The sequence below is a fragment of the Nitratireductor mangrovi genome, from assembly GCF_007922615.2.
Classification (GTDB): domain Bacteria; phylum Pseudomonadota; class Alphaproteobacteria; order Rhizobiales; family Rhizobiaceae; genus Mangrovimarina; species Mangrovimarina mangrovi.
Map to the genome: position 1 here is coordinate 3,600,375 of NZ_CP042301.2, position 19,380 is coordinate 3,619,754.

Genomic DNA, 19,380 nt, shown 5'->3' on the forward strand with positions numbered 1-19,380 from the left:
GCTTTCACGCGCCGTCTAATCTTTCATCGATAAGGCGTTACGATCGCGCCTTGATTCGGGATTGCCCCAAGGGAATGACCGGCGAATCGACACTTAAGGAAGTTCTGGCTCGTCTCGCCAAGGCGCTCGATGCGCTTGAAAATGCCGCATCTGCCCGAATCGAGCAGGATCAGGACTATGCCGAGGCGGAGGCCGAGGTGCAGCGCATGAACGCCGACCGGTCGCGGCTTGCGCAGGAACTCGATGCCTCCGAGGCGCGCGCCGAGCGGCTGGCGGATGCCAACAAGGAGGTGTCGCGGCGCCTCGTGACGGCCATGGAGACGATCCGCGCCGTTCTCGACCGATAGGATACGTCGCCATGGCCCAGGTCACGGTCACCATTGACGGAAAGTCGTACCGGATGGCCTGCGACGAGGGCCAGGAAGAGCATCTGCTCGACCTTGCCCAGCGCTTCGACCGCTATATCGGACACCTCAAGGGCTCGTTCGGCGAGATCGGCGACCATCGGCTGGCCGTCATGGCCGGCATCATGGTGATGGACGAACTCTCCGAATTGCAACGCCGCGTGAAAGGGCTGGAAAGTGAGATCGGCACCTTGCGCAAGACCCGTGACGACGCCCTCGTCAAGGCCGACAAGAACGACGCCGCCCTGATAGGCACGCTGGCCGAGGTCGCCGACCGCATCGAGGCACTGACGACGCGGCTGACCGTCAAGGCACGCGCCGAGGGCTGAGCGCCAGCCTCGACCTCAGTATTGGTGCGACGACCGGATTGATCGCGCCCGGCGCTTGACCGGAAAGGGCGACTGGGGCATCCACGCGCCGACCCTGGCCGCGACCTCGCGGCGCCGATTCCGAACCAGCCGGAGACCGACATGGCCGACGAGACCAACGAGCCCACCACCGAGACCGTCGCCGCGGGACAGCTGCGTGCCTTCATCGAGCGCATCGAGCGCCTCGAGGAGGAAAAGAAGACGATCTCCGACGACATCAAGGAGGTCTACGCGGAGATGAAGGGCTCGGGCTTCGACACCAAGGCCGTTCGCGCCATCGTCAGGCTGCGCAAGCAGGACCAGGCCGAGCGCCAGGAGCAGGAGGCGATCCTCGACCTTTACAAGGCCGCCCTCGGTATGGCCTGATCGCGACCCGCCGCGTTTGGCCGCCAGCCGGCGTCCCGCCCTCTAGCCGACGTCGAGCACGATCTTGCCGATATGATCGCCTTCCTCCATGCGTTCATGCGCCCGCCAGGCGTCGCGCAGCGGGAAGATCATGTCCATGACCGGCGCGATGCGGCGCTCGGCAAGCAATGGCCAGACCTCGCGTTCCAGCGCCGCCGCGATCGCACCCTTGAAATCGACGCTGCGCGGCCTGAGCGTGGATCCGGTGTGAACCAGGCGCTTGACCATCAGCTTCGAGAAATCGGCACTCGCGACCGGGCCGCCGAGAACGGCGATCTGGACGATGCGTCCGTCGACGGCGGCGGCCTCGTAGTTGCGCCCGACATAATCGCCGGCAACCATGTCGAGGATGACGTCAACGCCCTTGCCACCGGTCGCTTCCTTGATGACGGCGACGAAATCCTCCTCGCGATAGTTGATCGCGCGGTCCGCGCCGAGCTCCACGCAGGCGCTGCATTTGTCAGCCGAGCCGGCGGTCGTGAACACCTCGGCACCGAACGCCTTGGCGAGCTGGATCGCGGTCGTGCCTATCCCGGAGGAGCCGCCGTGGACGAGAAAGCGCTCGCCTTCTTTCAGCCCGCCGCGCTCGAAGACGTTGTGCCAGACGGTGAAGAAAGTCTCCGGCAGCGCCGCCGCCTCGGTCAGGGTGAAGCCATGCGGGATCGGCAATGCATTGCTTTCCGGCACCACACAGAATTCCGCGTAGCCGCCACCCGGCGCCAGCGCGCACACCGTGTCGCCGACCGTCCAGCGTCTCGTGCCTTCGCCGCAGGCGACGACCTCGCCGGCGATTTCCAGCCCCGGCAGGTCCGACGCCCCGGGCGGTGGCGGATAGGCTCCCTTGCGCTGCAGCACGTCGGGCCGGTTGATGCCGGCGGCGCGAACCCGCACCAGGATTTCGCCCTTTGCCGGTTCCGGCAGCTTGCGCTTTTCGGGTTTCAGCACCATCGGCCCGCCCGGCTCGGAGATGGCGATCGCGGTCATCGTCTCCGGTAGGTTTTTGGCCATGCGCTGTTGCTCCTTCGATTCGTGGAGGCGGGTGAATTGATTCTCCGCCAGCATGAAATGTATCCTTTCGGCGAAATCCGGCCAAATACGGGAGCTGGTTATGAGTTTTCCGGACGAGGAATCGCGGGCCAAGACCGTTCCGCACGAGATCGGGCAGGACCTGTCGCTGCTTTCGGTCGACGAACTGGCGCAGCGCATTGGCGTCCTTCGCGCCGAAATCGACCGCCTCGAAGCTGACATGAAGGAAAAGGGCTCGACCAAGGCGGCGGCGGAAGCCCTGTTCCGCCGCGGCTGAACGCGGATGGCGTCCGCAACCCCTCCGCCACTTTGACAATGTATCCCGACCGCAAGCGGAGACCGGCATGATCAGGAATTTCGCGCCCATCCTGTCGCTGTTGGGCGGAACCGCCTTTCTGCTGGCGGCGTCCGGTCTGCATGGCCTGCTTCTGCCCTTGCGCGGCCAGGAAGAAGGGTTCTCGACCGCATCGCTCGGCCTGTTGGGCACGGCGTGGGCCGGCGGCTTCGTTGCCGGCTGCCTGTTCGCGCCGCGGCTGGTCCGCCGGGTCGGTCACGTCCGCTCATTTGGCGCATTGGCCGCCTCGGCCGCCATCATAGCCCTGTTGACCGGTCTCGTCGTCCACGAATACGTCTGGATCGTGCTGCGCGCCTTCACCGGTTTCGCCATGGCCGGCGCCTTCATGGTGATCGAGAGCTGGCTTAACGAACGCGCCACCAACGAGAACCGCGGCACCGTTTTCGGCCTCTACATGATGGTCACCTACGCCGCGATCATGGCCGGCCAGATGATGATCGCGCTCGGCGACGTCGCCACGCCGACCTTCTTCATGGTGACCGGCATCTTCTTCTGCCTTGCCCTGATCCCGACCGCCATCTCCGCCCAGGCCAGCCCGCGACCGCTGCACAGCGTCTCGCTCGACCTCAAGGGGCTTTACCTCAATTCGCCGGTGGCTTTCGCCGGCTGCATCCTGGTCGGTGTCGCCAACGGCGCCTGGGGCACACTCGGCGCCGTCTATGGCGCCCGCATCGGCATCTCGACGGCCGAGATCGCGCTGATGATGAGTATCACCGTGATCGCCGGCGCTGCGATGCAGATGCCGGCCGGCCGCATCTCCGACCGCACCGATCGCCGCTATGTGCTGGCGGCGGCCTCCTTGGGCGCGGCGCTTTTCGGGCTGGTGATCTTCATTGCCTCGGCCCGCTCCGGCATCGCGGTCATCATCCTGACCGGTGCCTACGGCGCTCTTGCCTACACGCTCTATTCGATCGCCGTTGCGCATGCCAACGACCACGCCGCGAACGAGGACTTCGTGAAGGTGTCGGGCGGCCTGCTGCTGCTTTACGGCTTCGGCACCATGATCGGCCCGGTGGTGGGCGCCCTGCTGATGGAGGCGCTGCGACCGGAGAGCCTGTTCCTGTCGACGGGCCTCGCCCATCTCGCGCTGGCCGCCTACACACTGCTGCGCATAACCCGCCGCGCTCCGGTGCCGCTCGACGAACGCGAGACCTTCACCACCCACCCGGCCGAACGTGCGCTGACTCCGGAAGCGTTGCATCTCGATCCGCGCAGCGAGGCCGGCGCCGAGGACATCATGCAGGAGCCGGAACCGGAAACGAACGCACCGGACGAGGAAGCGCCACGCGACGGCGGCTGACCGGTTGGCTGACCAATGCCGGTCGACTCTGTCGGTCCGACGCGAAGTCATCAACGCGGCAATGGTTATCCGGACCGGTCCCGGCCTCGGAATAGCGGTTTCCCCTTTCCGCGTAATTGATCTAACGTCGCCGCGATGAGTTCCGCCGACCCCTTTACCGCCATCGCCGACGCCAACAGGCGCCACCTTCTCGAAGAGCTTCGGCGTGGGCCGAAAACGGTGAACCAGCTTGCCGCCGGGCTGCCCGTCTCGCGGCCTGCGGTTTCACAACATCTCAAGGTGCTGCTCGACGCAGGACTGGTCGTCGCGCGCGCCCAGGGCACACGTCGTCTCTACGCCGTCAATGACGGCGGCTTCCTGAAACTCAATATCTGGCTTGACCAGTTCTGGCGCGAGTGAGCCGCCGCGGCTCACCTCGCCCGGGTCGAAGCTGTCTGGTCAGTGCCTCGTGGGCACGGTCAGCTTTTCGATCTCATCCTTGAGCGCCAGCTTGCGACGCTTGAGGCGGTTGATTTCCAAAGTATCGACTGACGGGTGGGTCAGCGCGTCGTCGATTTCGCGTTCGAGTTCACCATGCTTGCGCCGCAATTCCTCAAGATGGGATGCTAGAGACATCAGTGCCATTCCCTTCCATCGTTTCCTCGAAGCGTTGCCGCGGGCCGCTCGCAAAAGCGACTCGTGACATTGCGATGACAGTGTGCCACCACTTTCCGGGCAAGTCGAATGGCGGGTGGTAGCATTTTCTGAAAGGCCGAAATGTGCTATAGGCCCGACAGCGATGCAGCACCCGTCGGACCCGCTTCAGGGCGGGCTGCAGCGCCGGGGAATCTTTGAATGGCAGATCAGGACCAAGCCGAAATTCGTCTCGAATTTGCGCGCTTGAAACAGGAACATGCGGATTTTGACGTCGCCATCAACGCCATGATCGCCACCGGCTGCGATCCCCTCCAGGTCCAGCGCATGAAGAAGAAAAAGCTGTCGATCAAGGATCGTCTGCGCGAACTCGAAGACCGCATCATCCCCGATATCATCGCCTGACAGCGCAGCACTCGCCTGCCGCGCTTGCGGCTCCGGTCCAATTCCGCTAAGGCGCCTCATCCTTGGCAGGGCAGGACGGATTCTTGGCCGATCAGAGCGCCGATGTCGCCATCATCATGGGCAGCCAGTCCGACTGGCCGACCATGCGCCATGCCGCCGACACGCTCGACAGGCTGGGCGTCGCCCATGAGGCGTTGATCGTTTCAGCCCACCGTACGCCGGAGCGGCTTTACGAATTCGCCCGTTCCGCGCGCGACAAGGGCTACAAGGTGATCATCGCCGGCGCCGGCGGCGCCGCCCACCTGCCGGGCATGACGGCGGCGCTCACGCCACTGCCGGTCTTCGGCGTTCCCGTTGAATCGAAAGCGCTTTCGGGACAGGACTCACTGCTCTCGATCGTCCAGATGCCGGCCGGCATCCCGGTCGGCACGCTGGCGATCGGGCGTTCCGGCGCCGTCAATGCCGCCCTCCTCGCCGCCGCCGTGCTGGCCCTCGGCGACGCCGCCCTTGCCCAACGGCTCGACCGTTTCCGCGCCGAGCAGACCGACGCGGTGGCGCCGGCGCCGACCGACGAGACATGAAGAAGCCGCTCGCGCCCGGCGCGACGATAGGCATCATCGGCGGCGGCCAGCTCGGCCGCATGCTGGCGGCAGCCGCCGGTCGGCTCGGCTACGGTGCCGTTATCCTCGAACCCCAGGCCGACTGCCCGGCGGCCCAGCTCGCCTCCAGCCAGATCGTCGCCGCCTATGACGACCATGCGGCGCTGACCACGCTTGCCGCCCGCTGCGACGTGGTCACCTACGAGTTCGAAAACGTTCCCGTCGGCGCCGCCCGTCACCTTGCCGATCATGTGCCGGTGTTCCCGCCGCCGCGCGCGCTGGAGGTGGCCCAGGACCGGCTGGTCGAGAAACGTTTCCTCACCGAGGCGGGGATATCCACAGCCCGCCACTTTTCTGTGGACAGCGATGCCGACCTCGCCGCGGCCCTCGCCGAAACCGGCGGCTGCGGCGTCCTGAAGACCCGCCGCCTTGGCTATGACGGCAAGGGCCAGCGTGTCTTCCGCAACGCGTCGCCCGCCGATGCCGAAGGCGTCTTCGCCGCCATGGGCGGCGTGCCGCTGATCCTCGAGGCGTTCGTCGATTTCTCGGCCGAGTTCTCCGTCATCGCCGCCCGCGGCCTGAACGGCGAAACCGCCACCTACGAGGCGGCGCGCAACGAGCATCGCGACGGCATACTGCGCCGCTCCGTGGTCCCCTCTGGCCTCGACCCGGCGACGCTGGCCTCCGCCCGCGACGCCACCGTGGCCCTGCTTGAGGCGCTCGGCTATGTCGGCGTCATCGGCGTCGAGTTCTTCGCGCTCCCCGCCGGCGGTTTCCTCGCCAACGAATTCGCCCCGCGCGTCCACAATTCCGGGCACTGGACCGAAGCCGCCTGCGACGTCTCCCAGTTCGAACAGCACATCCGCGCCGTCGCCGGCCTGCCGCTTGGCGATCCGGCGCGCCATTCCGACGCTGTGATGGAAAACCTGATCGGCGACGAGGTCGCCAAAGCCACCGCGCTGCTGGCCGAGCCGCGGCTGCTGCTCAATCTCTACGGCAAGCACGAGACCCGCCCAGGCCGCAAGATGGGCCATTTCACTCGGCTTTCGACGCCGCCACACTCCTGAGCGCGGTTGACATCGTCCCGTCACATCGTCTATTCAGCCGCCAAGTTTGCGGCGCGCCCTCTGGCGCGCCTTTCATGTTGGGCCCGCGCGGCCAACATCGACGGGTCAGGACAATGAAGATCAAGAACTCGCTCAAGGCCTTGAAGAGCCGTCACCGCGACAACCGCATGGTTCGCCGCAAGGGCCGCATCTACATCATCAACAAGGCCAATCCGCGCTTCAAGGCCCGCCAGGGCTAGGGGCCGCACGCGCCGCTTCACGGCAAATTCAGTTTGACGTTCCGCGATCGGCAGCTAGGCTTCCGGTCATGCGGAACGTTTTGCGATTCGTGCTCCCGTTCCTGGTCGCCCTTGGCGCCGCCCAGGCCTTCGCCGCGCCGGCCGACGGCGAAAAGCCGGCCGCGCAGGACGATGCCGCCCGGATCGACACCCTCTTCGGCGAATTGAAGCGCGAGCGCAACGAAAAGGCCGCGCAGCGCATCGCCGACCGCATCTGGCAGGAATGGATGAAGTCGGGCTCCGCCTCGATCGACCTGATGATGCAATGGTCGAACGAGGCCACCCAGAAGAAGGAATTTTCCGTCGCGCTCGATTTCCTCGACCAGATCGTGCTGCTTCAGCCCGGCTACGCCGAGGGCTGGAATCGCCGCGCCACCGTGCATTTCATGATGGACAGCTATTCCAAGTCGATGGCCGACATCGAGCGCACCTTGCGCCTCGAGCCGCGCCATTTCGGCGCGCTGTCCGGCATGGGCGCCATCCTCAAGGCCACCGGCCGCAAGCACCTCGCCCTCAACGCCTATGAGCGCGTGCTCGACATCTACCCGATGATGCGCAACGCGCAGACCGAGGTCGTCAATCTGACAGAAGAACTGGCCGGCGAAGGTATTTGAGCCGTCCGCCGTCCCCGCCCTCGCGGCCACACCCCGTTTCGCAACCTCGCCCGGCTTCCGCATGAACCTCGCCTACGCGTTCGCAGCGTTCCTTCTTGCCCTGGTGCTTGTGCTGGTCGGCGTCACCCGCGTCGGCGCCTGGCTGATCGAGCGCCGCCACCCGCCCTCGGGCAGTTTCGCCACCGTCAACGACACCCGCCTGCATTACGTGCATGTGCCCGCCGGCGACGACGCCGACCTGCCGCCGCTGGTCTTCATCCACGGCGCCAGCGGCAACCTGCTCGATCCAATGCTGCCGCTGCGGCCGCTGCTCGAAGGCCGCGCCGAACTGCTTTTCGTCGACCGCCCCGGCCATGGCTGGTCAGGGCGCGGCCCGGCGGCAAACGGCCGCCCCGACGGTCAGGCGGCAACGGTCGCCGCGCTGATGGACGAACTCGGCATCGAGGACGCGATCATCGTCGGCCATTCCTTCGGCGGCGCGATCGCCGCCACCTTCGCGCTCGAACAGCCCGCCAGGACCCGCGGCGTGGTGCTGCTTGCCGCCGTCTCGCATCCCTGGCCGGGCGGCGAAACTTCCTGGTATTACGAACTCACCGCGACGCCGCTGATCGGCCCGCTCTTTTCGGAGACGCTCGCCTATCCCGGCGGCGCCCTGCGCATGGCCGCCGCCTCGGCCTGCGTCTTTGCGCCCAACCGGCTGCCCGAGGCTTATGACCGCAACGCGGCGATCGCCCTCGTGCTCAGGCCGGCGGCCTTCCGCGCCAATTCCCGCGACGTCGCCGGCCTCTACGACTATGTGAAGACCGTCGCGCCGCGTTATGGCGAGATTTCCGCACCCACGGTCGTCATTTCCGGCACCCGCGACACGGTGGTCTACGAGGAGATCCATTCGACGGGTCTCGGCCGCGACATCCCCGGCGCCGAACTGGTCTGGGTCAAGAATCTCGGCCACAAGCCGGACTGGATCGTCCCCGACCTTGCCGTCGCCGCCATCGAGAAGGCCGCCGGCAAAAACCGCGATCTTCAGGCGCTCGCCCGCGCGGTCGAAGCCCGCATCGCCGGCGATGCCTTCGGCCCGATCGCAAACTGCCCCGACGAAAAGCCCGACCCGAGCGCGATGGCCGCGGGGGGTTAGGGTTGCGACCGGCTTTACGAGCCGGTTTTGCCGGCGGGCATCACACTGGCACGGGGTGTTTCGTTTCCCATCGCGCACCCGGAATTCCGCTATCACGTGGCATTTAGCAGGTTGGGAGGACAGGGAAATTTGCTAAGGATTGATCGATTGACTCTAGAGCGACTGACTAATGATCTACCTAACACTGACCGCAGCAGCGCTCGTTCTTTTTGTCCTGATCTTAATTGTCCTAGGCATCCGATCCCGCAAGAAGGGGATCGGCTATAGTGATGTATTATTGAAAAGAATATGCCTTGGGCTTCGACAAAATAGAAAAACAAAATGACTATGTGGAAATACTAAATAATAATATGTCCATGATAGCCAAAATTATCTTCGAGAACGATAACCTATTGGCCGCACTTCATGACGAAAAGCTACGCCATGCATTGCTTGGCGAAAAAGATGACAGTACTCCCTCTGCCGCGATATGTTTGGACGATGAGCGAAGCATAGACAACCTAGCGCGGCATATCGCGACAGCATATGACAAAGGTAAGCTGCGCCTTAGATTTCCATTCCGATGATGATGCAACCGACGTGTTCTATGGTTCTAAACTCCCTGAGGTTTTCATCGAAGGGCCGGCGATTTGGACGCGCCTGCCGAAGACGCAATATCATGCCGTTGCCAACATCGTCGTGATGTGCATTCGCTTGGGCAAGGGCAAGTCGACCGGGTAGGTGGTTTAGAACGTGGTCCATATGCTTACAATTCTGCTGCTATTGGCCGTTCTGTTGTCATTCGTAGTTGTTTTCGTCGTTCGCGTTCACAGACAAACCAAGAAATACGGGATCCCCTTGGATTGCGGGAAGGCGATCGAATACGCGAACCGGATCCTTGATGCGGCCAGACCGGGCGTGGGGATAGTGGCATCAAATACACTGCTCTCGAACAGTATTAGAATAATATACAGGGGTGACGACCGGTTCGAGGTTGAATCAAGCCACGCCGATGATAGCCGTCTTCAGCAAATCCTGAACGGACTCGATCACCCGTTTAAGAGCGACGGCCGCCATTATCTGGTGAGTAAGGCTACGTCACGCGCGGTCGTAAGGGAATTTTGCGAGAAAGAGGCGGATACCAAAAACAGCATACGCGCAGGGTTCGTCGTAGAGTGATAGTGGCGGTCGTCGTCCCGTATAGGCGTCGATCAGGAAGCCGTGGATTTCAGAGCCGCGCAGAAACCAAGGCCGCCGCTTAAATCACAGACTACGAAGGTGGCCGGCGCGCCTGGGCGGAGCTTAGCCCCAGAGGACATAGATGAGATTGGTCAAGGCGATCAGATACGCCTTCAAATACACCTCGATGATCGAACGAATGGCTCACCGGCAATATGAAGAAGCCATTGCCTTATACGAATCGATCGAAAATCTGCAGCCAGATGGTTGGCGGCACCATTTTCTGGCTGCCGAGTGTTATTCCAGGGTCGGCGACCGGGACAACTGTGTGAAAACCGGCAGCCGCGCGATCGAACAAATATGCAACTCAGGCTGCGGCGCAGATGAAAAATGCTGGCTTTTCATTTACATGCATAAGACGACCGGCATTAGACATCGCCTCATAGACGCGTTTTTTGACGAAGCCGGAGGCTTCTTTGAGCCAAACAAAGAAAGGGTGCGGCGAACATACAAGAAGATCGCGCCGATGCATGCCGCACCATAGGTTCACAGCACGCAAGCCTTAGCAGGGCAGTCGTGATTAGACGCGTTCCGGGCCCCCTCAAATCCCGCTCAGCCCGTCCGAGCCGATATAGGCAATCCTGAGCATGTTGGTGGCGCCGGGCGTCCGCAGCGGCACGCCGGCGGTGACGATGATGCGGTCGCCCGGCTTGCAGAACCCTTCCGAAAACGCGATGCGGCAGGCGCGGTCGACCATGTCGTCGAGATCGTTGGCATCAGGCGTCACCACGCAATGCGTGCCCCACACCAGCGACAGCCGGCGCGCCGTCTCCACCACCGGCGACAGCGCGATGATCGGCACCTGCGGCCGCTCGCGGGCCGCGCGCAGCCCGGTGGTGCCCGACGAGGTGTAGCACACGATCGCCGACAGTTTCAGGGTCTCGGCGATCTGGCGCGCCGCCAGCGAAATGGCGTCGGCCCCGGTCGCCTCCGGTTCGCTGCGCTGCGCGTTGATGATGCCGGGATAGGTTGGGTCGCGCTCGACCCGCTCGGCGATGGCGTTCATCATCGACACCGCCTCGACCGGATATTGCCCGGCCGCCGATTCCGCAGACAGCATGATCGCGTCGGCGCCCTCGAACACGGCGGTGGCGACGTCGGAAACCTCGGCGCGGGTCGGCGCCGGCGACGAGATCATCGATTCCAGCATCTGGGTGGCGACCACCACCGGCTTGCCGGCGCGTCGCGCCGCGCGTGTCAGCTGTTTCTGGATGCCGGGCACCGCCTCGATCGGCATCTCCACGCCGAGATCGCCACGCGCCACCATCAGCGCGTCGGAAAGCTCGATGATCTCGCCGAGCCGGGCGACGGCCTGCGGCTTTTCCACCTTCGACATCAGCGCCGCGCGTCCGCGCGCCACCTTGCGCACCTCTGCCAGATCCTCCGGCCGCTGGATGAAGGAAAGCGCGATCCAGTCGACGCCGGCCTGCAGCACGGCGTCGAGGTCTCGGCGGTCCTTGTCGGTCAGCGCCCCGACCGGCAGATCGGTGTCGGGCAGGCTCACGCCCTTGCGGTCGGAGATCTTGGTACCGGCGACCACTTCCGCGGTGATCGCCTTGCCGGTGTTCTTTACCGCCTTCAGCTGCAGCTTGCCGTCGTCGATCAGCAGCCGGTCGCCGGCCTTGACCGAGCGCAGAATTTCCGGATGCGGCAGGTGGACGCGCTTATGGTCACCGGGCGTCTTGTCGTCGTCGAGCGTGAAGGTCTGCCCGACCTCGAGCTCGACGCCGCCCTCGGCAAACTTGCCCACCCGCAGCTTCGGCCCCTGCAGATCGGCCAGGATGCCGATCGGCCGTTCGACTTCTTTTTCCACCGCACGAATCCGGCCGACCAGCGTGCGCATCAGCTCGTGGTCGGCATGGCTCATATTGATGCGGAAGACGTCGGCGCCGGCCTCGTAGAGCTTGCGGATCATGGCCTCGTCGGAGGAGGCGGGGCCAAGTGTTGCGAGGATCCTGACCTTGCGGCTGCGCTTCATTGAGAACCCGTTCCGGTGACGGCGGCGGTGCCGTCGGTTGCGGGTTCGTCGGTCAGCTGGACCATCCAGCTCGCCTGCTCCCCCGTGTCATATTCCTGGAAGCCGGCGCGCTGGAAGCCGCGCGGGATGCAGTTCTCCACGCCGACGATTTTGAATTCCTTGTCAGCGATGCACATGTTGATCGGCCCGTCCCAGCGTCCGCCCCGTTCCGCATCTTCCGCATAAAGATAATAATAGCGTGACGAAAGCTGGCCCTCGATCAGGGTCTTGCAGGTCGAGCCCTCGACATGCCACCAGCCCTCGGTGATCCAGCCGGCGCTGGCGCGGTAGCCGATCGCCACGCCGACCAGGTTCTGGGTGGCGTTGCAGACCCGGAAATCGGCGCGCGCGGCCGTGGTGGTGGCGGCAATGGCGAGGAAGGCAAGCAACAGGAGCGGGAACGCCGTCGCCAGGCGGACTGCAGATCGAACGCCTGCAAAACCCATAACGCTGTCCCTCACCCGTGAACGAAACATGTCCGTTCCTCCCTTTTCGGCAAACTGCGCGCCCGTGTCAACGCGCCGCGACGCGCGTTTCGGGCGGATTGCCGCTGCCTTCGACCGCCCCCGGCATCGGCCAGAACCATGTCGAAACAACGGCATTGCCTTGGCCGCCGAGCCATGAAAGGAGATGCAGCGCCCGGCGGCGACAGGCCCGCCCGGCAATCGGGATGCCAGGAACGATGACACGCAGCGCCGTCTTTTCCCCTTTCGAGATCGTCGACGGCGACCGCGCCCGCGGCATGGTTGTCCTAGGCGACCATGCCCGCAACGCGCTGCCCGACGAATATGGCGACCTCGGCCTGCCCGCAGCCGAGTTCGAGCGCCACATTGCCTATGACATCGGCGTAGAGACCGTCGTTCGCCGCCTCGCCGGGAAGCTTCGCGCGCCGGCGGTGCTTGCCGGCTTTTCGCGCCTGCTGATCGACCCCAACCGCGGCGAGGACGACCCGACGCTGATCCGCCAGCTCTATGACGGTACCGTCATCACAGGCAACTATCCGATGAGCCGCAAGGAGCGCGAGCGCCGGCTGGAGCGCTTCTACCGGCCCTATCACGACGCCGTCGGCGCCATGATCGCCTCGGTCGCGGCGGCCTCGAAACGCGCGCCCTTCATCGTATCGGTTCATTCCTTCACGCCGGCCATGCAAGGCCGGGCGCGCCCCTGGCATGTCGGCATACTGTGGGACAGCGACGACCGCGCCGTCCGGCCGATGCTCGAAGCATTCGCGGACGAGCCCGATCTCGTCATCGGCGACAACGAGCCTTATGACGGCGCGCTGCGCGGTGACACCATGTTCCGCCACGCCATCGTCAACGGTTATGCCCATATCCTGATCGAGCTGCGCCAGGACCTCATCGCAAGCGAAGTTGACGCCGCAAGCTGGGCCGACCGGCTGGCGCCGGTCCTTGACGCGATCAATGCCCGTGACGATATCCATGAGGTGAAGAAGTTCGGTTCGCGCACCGGGCCGATCTGAGATCGAGGAAGCACGCCATGCAACTTTCGCACGAACAGCAACGCGACTTCGAGGCGGCCGCTTTCCGGCGGCTTCTGACCCATTTGCGCGAGCGCACCGACGTCCAGAACATCGACCTGATGAACCTTGCCGGCTTCTGCCGCAACTGCCTGTCGAACTGGTACCGCGACGCCGCCGACGAGGCCGGCATCGCGCTCTCCAAGGAAGAATCGCGCGAGATCGTCTATGGCATGCCTTATGACGAGTGGCGCGAAAGATACCAGCGCGAAGCGTCCGCCGACCAGAAGGCGGCCTTTCAGGACAACCGGCCCAAGGACCACTGAGCGTCGCGTCCGCACATTCGTCTGGTGCGGAAGTGAGGCGATGGTCGGCGGCTCAAATCTTCAGCCGGAGGCCCCTGCAAGGCCTCATCCGCAATCCCGCAGCCAGCACAGCGGCTTCGCCCATTCTCCGGGCGATGCGGCGAAATGCATTGCTGAGCGAACTTGACGGCGCTGCCCAGAGCTCTTTGCGATCCTTGTCCCCACCGCACCGGACAAACGAAAGCCCCCGAATGTTGTCGCCAACCTTCGGGGGCTTGTTTGAGATGGCCGTGATCGTCCGGCCGCGGGAAGTGACCGCTTATGCCGCCTCTTCCTGCTCGGAATCCTCGTTGTCGGCCTTGGCGCCGCGGCGCGGCCCCTTGGCGAGGTTGGCCTCGATCAGGCGGATCGCCTCGGTTTCCGACATCTTGTTGACCGCTGCGATCTCGCGCGCCATGCGGTCGAGCGCGGCCTCGTAGAGCTGGCGTTCGGAATAGGACTGCTCGGGCTGGTTCTCCGCCCGGAAGAGATCGCGCACGACCTCCGAGATCGAGATCAGATCGCCCGAATTGATCTTGGCGTCATATTCCTGCGCGCGGCGCGACCACATGGTGCGCTTCACGCGGGCGCGACCCTGCACGACCTTGAGCGCGCGGTCGACATAATCGGTCTCGGCGAGCTTGCGCATGCCGACGGACGTTGCCTTGGCGACCGGCACCTTCAGCCGCATCTTGTCCTTCTGAAAGTCGATAACGAACAGTTCCAGCTTGTGTCCGGCAACCTCCTGCTCCTCGATCGCGACGATCTGGCCGACGCCGTGCGCCGGATAGACGATATATTCCGCGGTCTTGAAGCCGTTGCGGGTTGCTGTCTTCTTCTGCTGGGTTGCCATACGCCCTAAACTCCTTGTTTTACGGTACCGGCTCCGGGAAGCCGGCATCTTATTGTCGGGCAGCGCAGGAGCTGTCCGAAACCTTCAACAGGACGCAAAGCCGCACGCTTCCGGGATAGGGACGGCGGACTGGCGCACAATAGGCTTGTGCCTGGCCAAGTCGCCTCGGGCCGGAAACTGTGAGCACCTTTCGATGATTAATGTCTTCGCGCCATCAAAAGACGGTGTAGCGTCAGTGTGATGGGTAGCTATATCATAATTATGCGAAAGAATCAACAACTTGCCGCAGAAGCGAAGGGAACCCCTCCGCTCATGCTTAAGATCGGCAAAAAGTTAACGCGGACCGAACGCAGACCGGAAAATCCAGTTCAGTCGCCCTCGCCGGGCTCGGGAGAAAAATACTTCTCAAACTTGCCTTCGACGCCGTCGAAGTCCTTGCCGTCTGCCGGACCGTCCTTCTTGGCGGTGATGTTGGGCCATTTCTCCGAGTATTCGGCGTTGACCTTGAGCCAGTCGTCGAGCCCGGGTTCTGTATCCGGCTTGATCGCGTCGGCCGGGCATTCCGGCTCACACACGCCGCAATCGATGCACTCGTCGGGATGAATGACGAGCATGTTCTCGCCTTCGTAGAAGCAGTCGACCGGGCAAACCTCGACGCAGTCCATGTATTTGCACTTGATGCAATTATCGACGACGACATAGGTCATTCGGGAGCTCCGGGCAGTCCGCCTTCTGGCGCATTCGGCGGTGAGGTAGCGCCTTTGCCATAGGCGCGCAAGGGGCGCTTTGCCGCGTTTCCTGTGCCAGGCGGAATGGTTTTTCCACCGTGCGCCGACACGCACCGGCAGTGCCACCGCCGCAACCCTGGCGGCGCGGCGGGCCACCATGGTCGATATCAGCCGAAGGCAAATCTCGAAAGAGAGCCGCTAGTGACCGTCGCGCCACCGCTCGAGCTGGCGCCGCTCCTTCTTGGTCGGCCGGCCAGTGCCTGCGTCACGGAGCGCGGAGCCGGCTTTGGGTGCTGCGGTCGTCGGTGCCGGCGGCGTCAGATCTTCATACAACGCCTGCGCCTCGACGGCCGGACCGCGGCGGGTCCCGGTGTCGACAATCCGGTAGACGAGGATACGCCGCTCCAGGGTTATGGTCAGAGCGTCGCCGGCCCGCACCTGATGCGCCGCCTGGTCGATCTTGATGCTGTTGACCCGAACCGCGCCTGACTGCGCCAGCCGTGCCGCCAGCGAACGCGATTTCACCACGCGCGCGAAGAACAGCCATTTGTCGATGCGCTGGCGCTCCGGGCCTGCCATCGCCGCTATTTTTTTCAGGTGGTCCCGCAACGCGGCGAGCTTGGCGAAGGGCGAGTCGGGATCGATGCGCTGCGGACGCTCCTCGCGCGGGCGCGACGACGGCTTGCGGTTGCCGCCGCGCTGCTGCCGGTTGGGTTTGCCATCCGCGCCGTCGCCCTGCGCTGCCTGACCGCCCTTGCCCTTGAAGCGCGGCTTGCCGTGCTTGCGGGCGTGATCGGGGCGCGCGTTGCGCTGCTGGTGCTGCGGACGGCCGCCGCGCTGCCGTTGCCCGGGCCGCCAGAGGATGATCGGCTTGGCTTCCTCCACCTCATCGTCCGAGCCAACGCTCGACTCCACCGCCGCCTCTGCAACCGCCGCTTCTAGAGGCGCCCCCACCTCGGATGCCGCCCCGTTGGTGACTGCGGCGGATGGTACCGTTTCCCCGGCGGTCGCCGGCGCGACATTGTCGGCAACGGCCGCTCCGTCGCCCGCGGCCGCAATGGCCGGTTCAGGCTGCGCCTCCTCCGCTGCTGGCGCTTCGGCCACGGTTGTCGCAGCCGCAGGGCTCGCATCCGCCTCGGCATTCGCAACCGGTTCGGCTTCGGTCCCCTGATTGACCTGGGTCCCAACATCCAACGCAGCGACAGCCGCAGCGGAAGCATCCGGGGCCTCGGCGCCGACAGGCGCACTTTCCACGACAGACGCATCGGTATCGCTCGCTGCCGTGTCAGCCACCGTCTCGGCGGCTTCACCGCCATCTGAAGCCGGCTCCGCTACGGGTGCCTGCGCGACCTCTTCGGTGCTGGCCTCGGCGCGCGCCTGGCTGGCGGCGGTGGCCGCCGCAGCAGCCTCGGCGTCGAGTGTCGCGATCTTGGCCTTGACCTCTTCGGCGGGACGCGGCTCTCCCCGATAGCCGAGGCCCTTGAGTATCTCCTCCATGTCCTCGGCAGTGGCTCCGAGGATCGACATCATGGCCGGGGTGACGACGAAGGCGTTGCCGTCGTAGCCGCCATCCGGCCGCGCGCCGGTACCGGGACGCCAGCCGAGGGCCGGGCGGATGAGATCGGCAAGCCGTTCGAGAATGTCGATGCGCACCGCGCGCCGGCCGAGCAGTCGGAAGCCGGCCAGCCGGTAGAACTCTTTCTCGAATGACGGCTCGAAGGCGAGCGACGTGCGCCCAGAGGCAAGCGCATGGACGACGTCGCCGAAGCCGGGCTTGTCCTTGCCGTCGTTCTGAAGCGCCCACAGCAGCGTCAGCATGCCGGCCGGACCTGGCTTCAAAAGTGCGGGAACGAAGATGTGATAGGCCCCGAACCGTACCCCGAGCCGACGCAACGCGGCACGCGCATCCTGATCGAGCGAGCGCACGTCCTCGGCGACGTCGCGCCGATTGAGAATGCCGAGATTTTCCACCAGGCGGAAGGCGATGCCGCGCGCAATGCCTGAAAGATGTTCGGCACCGCGCAAATCGGCAAGCGGCTTGAGCTGGGTGTCGACCTGATAGGTGACGAAGCGATCGACCCGGGCAGCGATCTTGTCGCGCGCCGGACCGGTCAGTTGTTCGTCGGCCAGCAGCACGGCGCGCGGCCTGAGCGGCTCCTCGCTTGCGACCAGCGTGGCCACCGGTGCGCCGATCCAGCGCATGACCCCGTCGGAGCCGAGCGCCAGATCGCCATTGGCAGCCGCGGCGAAACGGTCGGCACGCGCCTCGAACTCCTGTGCCAATGCCTTCTGCGCCGCAGCGCGCACGGCCTTGGCATCCTCGCCGCCGGCGGACTGGTCCGCGGTGAAGCGGAAGCCCTGCAACTCGCCGACATGATGGCCCTCCACGAGGACCTGGCCGGCCGGATTGATCTCAGCGTCAAGCATCGTGTTTTCTCTCAGGCGCTTCATGAGGACGGAAGTCCTGCGGTCAACGAAGCGTTTCGTCAACCGCTCATGCAGGGCATCCGACAGCCGGTCTTCTATCTCGCGCGTTTTTTCCTGCCAGTGTGCCTGATTGGCCAGCCAGTCGGGCCGGTGCGAAACGAAGGTCCAGGTGCGGATCTGGGCAATGCGCTGCGACAGCGCGTCGATCTCGCCCTGGGTGGAATCGGCGCGCCGCACCTGCTCGGCCAGGTAGTCCTCGTCGACATGGCCTCGCCGCGCGAGGTCGGAAAAGATCGCTGCAATCAGGTCGGCATGCTGGGCCGGCGCGATCTTGCGATAGTCCGGCAGTGCGCAGGCCTCCCACAGCAGTTCGACACGCGCCGGCCTGTCTGCGAGGCCGCGTATGCGATCGTCGCGCAGGACATGCTCGAGCGCCTGCTGGTCGACGGCGGGCGGCGCGCGTGTCAGTCCCTCGACCGGAGCCGTCGTGTCGATCGAGCGCTGCAGGCTTTCCACGCTGGCAAAATCGAAATCGGCAGTGCGCCATTGCAGTACCCGGACCGGCTCGAAATCGTGCCCTTCGAGCTTGGTCACCAGTTCCTCGTCGAGCGGATCGACCTGACCCGTGACGCCGAAGGTGCCGTCGCGCATGTGGCGCCCGGCGCGACCGGCGATCTGGCCGAGTTCTGCCGCGGTCAGTTGCCTGTACTGGTAGCCGTCGAATTTCCGGTTCTGGGCAAAGGCGACGTGGTCGACATCGAGATTAAGCCCCATGCCGATGGCGTCGGTGGCGATCAGGTAGTCGACATCGCCGGACTGGTAGAGCGCGACCTGAGCATTGCGCGTGCGCGGGCTGAGCGCGCCGAGCACCACCGCCGCGCCGCCGCGCTGGCGGCGGATCAGCTCGGCGATGGCGTAGACCTCGTCCGCCGAAAACGCCACGATGGCCGAGCGCGGCGGCAGCCGGGTGATCTTCTTGGAGCCTGAATAGGCCAGATGCGACATGCGCGGCCGGGTGACGACCGACAGCCCCTTGAGCAGCCGCTCGAGGATGCCGCGCATGGTAGCCGCGCCCAGAAGCAGCGTTTCCTGGCGGCCGCGCAAATGCAGGATACGGTCGGTGAAGATGTGCCCGCGCTCGAGGTCACCGGCAAGCTGCACCTCGTCGATGGCGACGAAGGCGGCATCGGTCTGGCGCGGCATCGCCTCCACCGTGCAGACGAAATAGCGCGCGCCCGGCGGCTGGATCTTTTCCTCGCCGGTCACCAGCGCGACGTGCTGGGCGCCGACCTTGTCGCAGACACGCTGATAGACCTCGCGGGCCAGCAGCCTGAGCGGCAGGCCGATAACGCCGGTCTCGTGCGCCACCATGCGTTCGATGGCGAGATGCGTCTTGCCGGTGTTGGTCGGTCCGAGCACGGCTGTGACGTCCCGCCCGGAAAGAATCAGCGGCGCATTCTGTTTCTGCTGGATGTTCATCGGATCGGCAGATAGGCCCTTCGTGCCATTGCCCCGTCAAGTCGCCCGGTGAGGTTCCGGCCCGCCGGCCGCGCCGTGTCGCGGCCAGACATAGGGGCTTTCCCGCCAGAACTCAATCGCGAACACCCGCGAGAACACGGCCACAACCGGAACGAGTCTGGAACGAGTCTGGAACGAATCGCTGACTCGGGCTGATTCATGGTTTGTTCGCGGTGCCCGCCGAAAGGAATTGAACACGGCGGCTGGCG

General features: G+C 64.9%; 24 protein-coding genes. 17 read left to right on the plus strand and 7 right to left on the minus strand.

The window, feature by feature from the left end; translation table 11 throughout:
* Nucleotides 1–74: 74 nt before the first annotated feature.
* The 3 genes from FQ775_RS17545 (at nt 75) to FQ775_RS17555 (ending at nt 1,138) form a co-directional block, all read left to right on the plus strand.
* Entirely contained in the window at nt 75–347 is a 273-nt protein-coding gene (locus tag FQ775_RS17545) for a DUF4164 domain-containing protein (RefSeq protein ID WP_146298675.1), read from the plus strand.
* An 11-nt stretch (nt 348–358) separates the two neighbouring features.
* A complete protein-coding gene (locus FQ775_RS17550) occupies nt 359–733 on the plus strand; it encodes a cell division protein ZapA (protein ID WP_146298676.1) in 375 nt (124 codons plus the stop codon).
* 141 nt (nt 734–874) lie between these two features.
* Nucleotides 875–1,138 (plus strand): DUF2312 domain-containing protein, encoded by a 264-nt coding sequence (locus FQ775_RS17555; RefSeq protein ID WP_146298677.1) that lies wholly within the window; start codon nt 875–877, stop codon nt 1,136–1,138.
* A gap of 42 nt (nt 1,139–1,180) precedes the next feature.
* On the opposite strand, the gene FQ775_RS17560 is transcribed toward FQ775_RS17555, so the two are convergent.
* Nucleotides 1,181–2,185, minus strand: coding sequence for an NAD(P)H-quinone oxidoreductase (locus FQ775_RS17560; RefSeq protein ID WP_146298678.1), 1,005 nt, complete (start codon nt 2,183–2,185; stop codon nt 1,181–1,183).
* Nucleotides 2,186–2,285: 100 nt separating this feature from the next.
* Between FQ775_RS17560 and FQ775_RS17565 the strand changes: the two genes are divergently transcribed.
* The 3 genes from FQ775_RS17565 (at nt 2,286) to FQ775_RS17575 (ending at nt 4,257) form a co-directional block, all read left to right on the plus strand.
* A complete protein-coding gene (locus FQ775_RS17565) occupies nt 2,286–2,480 on the plus strand; it encodes a DUF1192 domain-containing protein (protein ID WP_146298679.1) in 195 nt (64 codons plus the stop codon).
* 67 nt (nt 2,481–2,547) lie between these two features.
* Nucleotides 2,548–3,858 carry an MFS transporter gene (locus FQ775_RS17570; RefSeq protein WP_146298680.1) on the plus strand — a complete coding sequence of 437 codons (1,311 nt, stop codon included), beginning with the start codon at nt 2,548–2,550 and terminating at the stop codon, nt 3,856–3,858.
* A gap of 135 nt (nt 3,859–3,993) precedes the next feature.
* The gene (locus tag FQ775_RS17575; RefSeq protein ID WP_146298681.1) at nt 3,994–4,257 is read left to right on the plus strand and encodes an ArsR/SmtB family transcription factor; all 264 of its coding nucleotides are present in this window, start codon (nt 3,994–3,996) and stop codon (nt 4,255–4,257) included.
* A 39-nt stretch (nt 4,258–4,296) separates the two neighbouring features.
* On the opposite strand, the gene FQ775_RS17580 is transcribed toward FQ775_RS17575, so the two are convergent.
* Entirely contained in the window at nt 4,297–4,473 is a 177-nt protein-coding gene (locus tag FQ775_RS17580; protein ID WP_146298682.1) for a YdcH family protein, read from the minus strand.
* A 219-nt stretch (nt 4,474–4,692) separates the two neighbouring features.
* Here FQ775_RS17580 and FQ775_RS17585 point away from each other — a divergent pair, with 219 nt between their 5' ends.
* The 9 genes from FQ775_RS17585 to FQ775_RS17625 all read left to right on the plus strand — a co-directional run bounded on the left by FQ775_RS17585 (nt 4,693) and on the right by FQ775_RS17625 (nt 10,291).
* A complete protein-coding gene (locus FQ775_RS17585) occupies nt 4,693–4,896 on the plus strand; it encodes a YdcH family protein (protein WP_146298683.1) in 204 nt (67 codons plus the stop codon).
* An 83-nt stretch (nt 4,897–4,979) separates the two neighbouring features.
* Nucleotides 4,980–5,477 (plus strand): 5-(carboxyamino)imidazole ribonucleotide mutase, encoded by a 498-nt coding sequence (gene purE / locus FQ775_RS17590; RefSeq protein ID WP_146298684.1) that lies wholly within the window; start codon nt 4,980–4,982, stop codon nt 5,475–5,477.
* Nucleotides 5,474–6,562 (plus strand): 5-(carboxyamino)imidazole ribonucleotide synthase, encoded by a 1,089-nt coding sequence (locus tag FQ775_RS17595; RefSeq protein WP_146298685.1) that lies wholly within the window; start codon nt 5,474–5,476, stop codon nt 6,560–6,562. Before purE ends, FQ775_RS17595 begins: the two co-directional genes overlap by 4 nt.
* Before the next feature lie 113 nt (nt 6,563–6,675).
* A complete protein-coding gene (gene ykgO, locus FQ775_RS17600) occupies nt 6,676–6,801 on the plus strand; it encodes a type B 50S ribosomal protein L36 (protein ID WP_106570116.1) in 126 nt (41 codons plus the stop codon).
* A gap of 68 nt (nt 6,802–6,869) precedes the next feature.
* Nucleotides 6,870–7,454: a tetratricopeptide repeat protein gene (locus FQ775_RS17605; protein WP_146298686.1), complete on the plus strand. Its 585-nt coding sequence runs from the start codon at nt 6,870–6,872 to the stop codon at nt 7,452–7,454.
* 61 nt (nt 7,455–7,515) lie between these two features.
* A complete protein-coding gene (locus tag FQ775_RS17610; protein ID WP_146298687.1) occupies nt 7,516–8,589 on the plus strand; it encodes an alpha/beta fold hydrolase in 1,074 nt (357 codons plus the stop codon).
* A gap of 525 nt (nt 8,590–9,114) precedes the next feature.
* Complete coding sequence (locus tag FQ775_RS17615; RefSeq protein WP_146298688.1) at nt 9,115–9,309, plus strand: hypothetical protein; 195 nt, start codon at nt 9,115–9,117, stop codon at nt 9,307–9,309.
* A 21-nt stretch (nt 9,310–9,330) separates the two neighbouring features.
* On the plus strand, nt 9,331–9,747 hold the full coding sequence (locus FQ775_RS17620; protein ID WP_146298689.1) for a hypothetical protein: 417 nt from the start codon (nt 9,331–9,333) through the stop codon (nt 9,745–9,747).
* A gap of 142 nt (nt 9,748–9,889) precedes the next feature.
* The gene (locus tag FQ775_RS17625) at nt 9,890–10,291 is read left to right on the plus strand and encodes a hypothetical protein (protein ID WP_146298690.1); all 402 of its coding nucleotides are present in this window, start codon (nt 9,890–9,892) and stop codon (nt 10,289–10,291) included.
* Nucleotides 10,292–10,348: 57 nt separating this feature from the next.
* On the opposite strand, the gene pyk is transcribed toward FQ775_RS17625, so the two are convergent.
* Together pyk and FQ775_RS17635 are read right to left on the minus strand one after the other, a co-directional pair.
* On the minus strand, nt 10,349–11,785 hold the full coding sequence (gene pyk / locus FQ775_RS17630) for a pyruvate kinase (protein WP_146298691.1): 1,437 nt from the start codon (nt 11,783–11,785) through the stop codon (nt 10,349–10,351).
* On the minus strand, nt 11,782–12,270 hold the full coding sequence (locus FQ775_RS17635; protein WP_146301856.1) for a DUF1036 domain-containing protein: 489 nt from the start codon (nt 12,268–12,270) through the stop codon (nt 11,782–11,784). Before FQ775_RS17635 ends, pyk begins: the two co-directional genes overlap by 4 nt.
* Nucleotides 12,271–12,506: 236 nt before the next feature.
* Here FQ775_RS17635 and FQ775_RS17640 point away from each other — a divergent pair, with 236 nt between their 5' ends.
* Nucleotides 12,507–13,304 carry an N-formylglutamate amidohydrolase gene (locus tag FQ775_RS17640; RefSeq protein ID WP_146298692.1) on the plus strand — a complete coding sequence of 266 codons (798 nt, stop codon included), beginning with the start codon at nt 12,507–12,509 and terminating at the stop codon, nt 13,302–13,304.
* A gap of 17 nt (nt 13,305–13,321) precedes the next feature.
* The gene (locus FQ775_RS17645) at nt 13,322–13,627 is read left to right on the plus strand and encodes a DUF1244 domain-containing protein (protein ID WP_146298693.1); all 306 of its coding nucleotides are present in this window, start codon (nt 13,322–13,324) and stop codon (nt 13,625–13,627) included.
* Nucleotides 13,628–13,925: 298 nt separating this feature from the next.
* Here the strand turns inward: FQ775_RS17645 and FQ775_RS17650 are convergent, their stop codons facing one another.
* From FQ775_RS17650 to FQ775_RS17665, 3 genes are all read right to left on the minus strand, one after another.
* Nucleotides 13,926–14,498, minus strand: coding sequence for a CarD family transcriptional regulator (locus FQ775_RS17650; RefSeq protein WP_146298694.1), 573 nt, complete (start codon nt 14,496–14,498; stop codon nt 13,926–13,928).
* A 368-nt stretch (nt 14,499–14,866) separates the two neighbouring features.
* Entirely contained in the window at nt 14,867–15,205 is a 339-nt protein-coding gene (gene fdxA / locus FQ775_RS17655; protein ID WP_146298695.1) for a ferredoxin FdxA, read from the minus strand.
* Nucleotides 15,206–15,424: 219 nt separating this feature from the next.
* Nucleotides 15,425–19,132, minus strand: a complete 3,708-nt coding sequence (locus FQ775_RS17665; protein WP_146298697.1) for a S4 domain-containing protein — start codon at nt 19,130–19,132, stop codon at nt 15,425–15,427.
* Between the last annotated feature and the right edge of the window lie 248 nt (nt 19,133–19,380).